Here is a 2,842-nt window from a genome sequence, read left to right as displayed (position 1 = left end):
TCGAGGCCATGGTCGAGGACGGCCGCATGGCAGTGCTCCCCAAGAAGGAGCAGGCTGTTCTCGGCAAGGAGCTCACCAAGCTCCAGACCAACCTCGGTGGCGCCCGCGACATGAAGGGTCTGCCCCAGGCTCTCTTCGTCATCGACACCAAGCGCGAGGAGAACGCCATCAAGGAGGCCCAGCGCCTGAACATCCCCGTCGTCGCTCTGATCGACACCAACTCCGATCCCGACGAGGTCGAGTACGGCATCCCCTGCAACGATGACGCTATCTCCGCTGTCACCCTTATGTGCGAGCTCATGGCTGACGCCTGCCTCGCTGGCTCCGGCAAGGAGCAGGTCTCCGAGGCCGAGATGGCCGCTGAGCCCAAGGCCGAGTAAATCAGTCTTAGTTAATTCTTTTTCATCTCTTTGAAAGGAACCACAATGGCCCAGATTACCGCCGCTATGGTCAAGCAGCTCCGCGAGATGACCGACTCCCCGATGATGGAGTGCAAGAAGGCTCTCGTCGAGGCTGACGGCGACATGGACGCCGCTGTCGACGTTCTGCGTAAGAACGGCCTTGCCAAGGCTGCCAAGAAGGCTGGCCGTGAGACCAACGAGGGCGCTGTCGCCGCGTTCGTCTCCGAGGATGGCAAGACCGGCGCTCTGCTCGAGCTTTCCTGCGAGACCGACTTCGTTGGCTCCAACGCCAAGTTCACCGGCTTTGCTTCCAAGGTCGCTGAGGTTGTCGCTACCACCGAGCCTGCTGACGTCGACGCTCTGCTCGAGAAGCCGATGGGCGAGGAGACCGTTTCCTCCGAGCTCACCGAGATGATTCACATCATGGGCGAGAACATGAAGATCTCCCGCTTCGCTGCCCGCAAGGCCGAGAACGGCGCGCTCGCTTCTTACATCCACATGGGTGGTAAGATCGGCGTCCTCGTCGAGTTCGCCTTCGAGAAGGCTGAGACCGCTCAGGCTGAGTCCTTCAAGACCTTCGCTCACGACGTTGCCCTTCAGGTTGCTGCCGTCGCCCCGATCTGCGCTACCCGCGATCAGGTTCCGGCCGAGACCGTCGAGCACGAGAAGCAGATCTACATGGCTCAGGCTGCCGAGTCCGGCAAGCCCGAGGCCATTCAGGAGAAGATGGCTGTCGGCCGTCTGGAGAAGTTCTACAAGCAGTCCGTGCTCACCGAGCAGGAGTTCATCAAGGACAGCTCCCTCACCATCAAGAAGTACGCTGAGCAGGTCTCCAAGGAGCTCGGCGACACCATTACCGTCGTTGCCTTTGACCGTCTGGTCCGTGGCGAGTAAATAAGCTCTTGTAGCTGGTAATGAGCAGGCTGTGGGTTTTACTCACAGCCTGCTTTTTCATGGCTCTTTTTAGAGCCTTTGATAGAATGTTGAGAGTTCAATCTAAAGGAGGATCGCTTTGTCCGACATCCGATATAAACGCGTGCTTCTTAAGCTTTCCGGCGAAGCACTGATGGGCGACGGCCAGTATGGCATCGACCCCAAGGTTACCGACCATCTTGCCAAACAGGTCAAGGAGCTGCTCGCCGTTGGCCATGAGGTCGGCGTCGTTGTCGGCGGCGGCAATATTTTCCGCGGCATGGCCGGCGCTGCCGGTGGCATGGAGCGTGCTCAGGCCGACTACATGGGCATGCTGGCAACCGTTATGAACGCGCTCGCCCTGCAGGATGCCTTCGAGCACAACGATGTTCCCTGCCGCGTGATGAGCGCTATCCAGATGAACGAGATCTGCGAGCCCTATATTCGCCGTCGCGCCATCAACCACCTTTCCAAGGGCAACGTCGTTATCTTTGCCGCCGGTTCGGGCAATCCGTACTTTACGACCGACACCGCCGCGGCTCTTCGTGCGTGCGAGATCGGCGCCGAGATTCTGATTAAAGCCACCAAGGTTGACGGCATCTACGACAAGGATCCCGTCAAGTGCGCCGATGCCGTCCGTTTTGACAAGATTACCTATCACGAGGTGCTCGTCCGCGGCCTGCAGGTTATGGATTCCACGGCTACGGCTTTGTGCCAGGATAACCGTATGCCGATTTTGGTCCTCAACATCGATGGCGAGGACACCGTCAAGCGCGCGCTTTCGGGTGAGCCCGTCGGCACGCTCGTCTATCAGGAGGATTAAGCATGGCAGAGAACATCACCGCCCATATGGACAAGTCGCTCGAGTCCCTCAAGCATAACTTCTCCAAGGTCCGTACCGGCCGCGCCAATGCCAACATTCTGTCCGACATCACCGTCGATTATTACGGTGTTCCCACGCCGGTCACGCAGGTTGCCGCCGTCAAGACCCCCGAGGCCCACATGCTGCTCATCGAGCCGTGGGACAAGGCACTCATCAATGCTATCGTCAAGGCCATCGGCGCTTCCGATCTGGGTATTACCCCCAACTCCGATGGCACCGTCGTTCGTCTTCCGTTCCCGGCTCCCACTGAGGAGCGCCGTCGCGAGCTCGTCAAGGAGTGCCGCGAGTACGCCGAGCAGGCCAAGGTGTCTATCCGTAACATTCGCCGCGACTTCAACAACAAGCTCGAGCGCGATGAGGAGCTCACCGAGGACGATGTCCGTCGCGAGCTGGCCAAGGTCCAGAAGTACACCGATGAGTATGTCGCCAAGGTCGAGGAGCTTCTGAAGGAAAAAGAAGCCGAGGTCATGGAGATCTAAGGTGCAATACGACGAGCATAAACTGGTCGAGTACTTTGCCGACGCCCCTGCGGGCGTCGGTTTTTCCGACCTTGACCTCAATAACATTCCGCACCATATCTCGTGCATCATGGACGGCAACGGTCGTTGGGCCACGTCGCGCGGTCTTGCACGCACTGAGGGCCACA

4 protein-coding genes are annotated in these 2,842 nt (G+C 59.1%); all 4 read left to right on the top strand.

The window, feature by feature from the left end:
• On the top strand, positions 1–380 hold a 380-nt coding region (gene rpsB / locus AB5405_RS09650; RefSeq protein ID WP_368138332.1), incomplete at its 5' end, for a 30S ribosomal protein S2.
• Between the two features lie 45 nt (positions 381–425).
• A complete protein-coding gene (tsf, locus tag AB5405_RS09645; RefSeq protein ID WP_022094736.1) occupies positions 426–1,295 on the top strand; it encodes a translation elongation factor Ts in 870 nt (289 codons plus the stop codon).
• Positions 1,296–1,413: 118 nt separating this feature from the next.
• Positions 1,414–2,136 carry a UMP kinase gene (pyrH, locus tag AB5405_RS09640; RefSeq protein WP_035138557.1) on the top strand — a complete coding sequence of 241 codons (723 nt, stop codon included), beginning with the start codon at positions 1,414–1,416 and terminating at the stop codon, positions 2,134–2,136.
• Positions 2,137–2,138: 2 nt separating this feature from the next.
• Entirely contained in the window at positions 2,139–2,675 is a 537-nt protein-coding gene (gene frr / locus AB5405_RS09635; RefSeq protein WP_368138331.1) for a ribosome recycling factor, read from the top strand.
• The last annotated feature ends 167 nt before the right edge of the window (positions 2,676–2,842 follow it).

The sequence above is a fragment of the Collinsella aerofaciens genome, from assembly GCF_040920445.1.
In the GTDB taxonomy this organism is placed as follows: Bacteria; Actinomycetota; Coriobacteriia; order Coriobacteriales; family Coriobacteriaceae; genus Collinsella; species Collinsella aerofaciens_BH.
The sequence above is the reverse complement of the archived record's forward strand: the minus strand, read 5'-3'. Positions and strand labels throughout refer to the sequence as shown.

Coding starts and splice junctions, on each gene's coding strand:
- tsf (WP_022094736.1), top strand. CDS start 426: ATGGCCCAGATTACCGCCGCTATGGTCAAGCAGCTCCGCGAGATGACC.
- frr (WP_368138331.1), top strand. CDS start 2,139: ATGGCAGAGAACATCACCGCCCATATGGACAAGTCGCTCGAGTCCCTC.